This is a genomic window from Gordonia sp. i37 (assembly GCF_002043085.1).
Lineage (GTDB): Bacteria > Actinomycetota > Actinomycetes > Mycobacteriales > Mycobacteriaceae > Gordonia > Gordonia polyisoprenivorans.
The window spans coordinates 1-660 of record NZ_MVPX01000645.1 but is presented as its reverse complement, the minus strand read 5'-3'; the positions used below and the strand labels follow the sequence as shown (position 1 = coordinate 660).

Here is a 660-nt window from a genome sequence, read left to right as displayed (position 1 = left end):
GCCCTCACCAGGGCAATCAGGACTCTAAAACAAGCCGGACCGATCTACGGGGGACACGCCAGCACCACATGGGCGCCATCACCGAAGGCACCGCGCGGATGTTGTCGTGCGATACCACGATCACCAAGATCATCCTCAACACCGACGGCGTGCCCCTCGATGTCGGACTCAAAGAACGGCTGTTCACCCCAGGACAACGCAAAGCACTACTCGTCCGCGATCGTGGGTGCATCAAATGCGGAGCACACACCGGACGCTGCCAAGGACACCACGTGCGGCACTGGAGTAAGGGTGGTCCCACCGACCTCGACAACGGATGCCTACTCTGCACCAGCTGTCATGACGATGTGCACCACCACGGCTGGGACATCATCATGGGCTTCGACCGACGCCCCTGGTTGATTCCACCCGCCAGCGTGGATCCGAAACGCCGACCCGTGCCGTCGTATCACCGTAGAACCATGCGACTCGACGACGCCGCAGCCTGACCTACCCTGCCCCACTACCTGATTCCTTGCACCCGGCATCGCCGGGACCGCATCTGTTGTTTGAGAACTCCATAGTGAAATCCCCTCCCGATGGTCGAGGTGTGGTTCCGCCTGTGGCCCGGACTCCTTTCGGCACAAGGGGTCTCGAGGCTCGTCGCTGGCGCTCCTCGGC

At 62.1% G+C, this 660-nt stretch carries 1 protein-coding gene; it reads left to right on the top strand.

Features of this window, described 5'->3' with window-relative positions:
- The coding region (locus B1964_RS29160; protein WP_253194267.1) for an HNH endonuclease signature motif containing protein at window positions 1–488 on the top strand (488 nt) is incomplete at its 5' end.
- Window positions 489–660 lie beyond the last annotated feature (172 nt).